This is a genomic window from Thiolapillus sp., assembly GCF_048562965.1.
GTDB classification, from domain to species: Bacteria; Pseudomonadota; Gammaproteobacteria; order Chromatiales; family Chromatiaceae; genus Thiolapillus; species Thiolapillus brandeum_A.
Genome location: NZ_JBHNMF010001687.1, coordinates 1 through 514, shown reverse-complemented (window position 1 = coordinate 514; position 514 = coordinate 1). Strand labels below are relative to the sequence as shown.

The window sequence follows — 514 nt, the reverse complement described above, 5'->3', positions numbered from 1 at the left end:
TGTGTTGGGTCAATAGCATAGACTCGGCGTACTATGATGTCAAGCCTCTACAGACATGAAAAAGCGATTGTAGATCCATCGAGGCAGGCTTGTACTCATCTTAGGGGTGAGTAGTTACTTCGGGACTTAACCTCATTCCTCGATCTTCTTCCTGTCTACGCTTCGCACCTGCCGTTACCGACACGCACGCAAGACTCGGTTACTCTCTCCCGGCCAGGTTTGAGAGGCGGGCCTTTCACCCACTTGGAAAGCACACAGCTTTCAGGACGCACGCCCGGAAATTTCACCGTCCCACTGGAAATAGGCCTCTTTTTGTTGCATAAAGTAAGGATTACCAAACACTTACCAGCAACAAAACAAAGAGGCCTATGAATACAGAGTGTAAACCAGAACAGTTGGAATTTCAGTCCCTGGGTCGGCGCGAGGTGATCGGTCGTTTTGACGGCGGGCGAATCACTTCGGACGGTGGCGGATTGCTGCTGCGCGAGGTGGATCAGCGTATCGGCCTGCTGGA

At 51.9% G+C, this 514-nt stretch carries 1 pseudogene; it reads left to right on the top strand.

The window, feature by feature from the left end:
• Positions 1 to 368: 368 nt before the first annotated feature.
• Positions 369 to 514 (top strand): annotated as a pseudogene (locus ACOCD2_RS26220) (IS1380 family transposase); the annotation flags it as partial.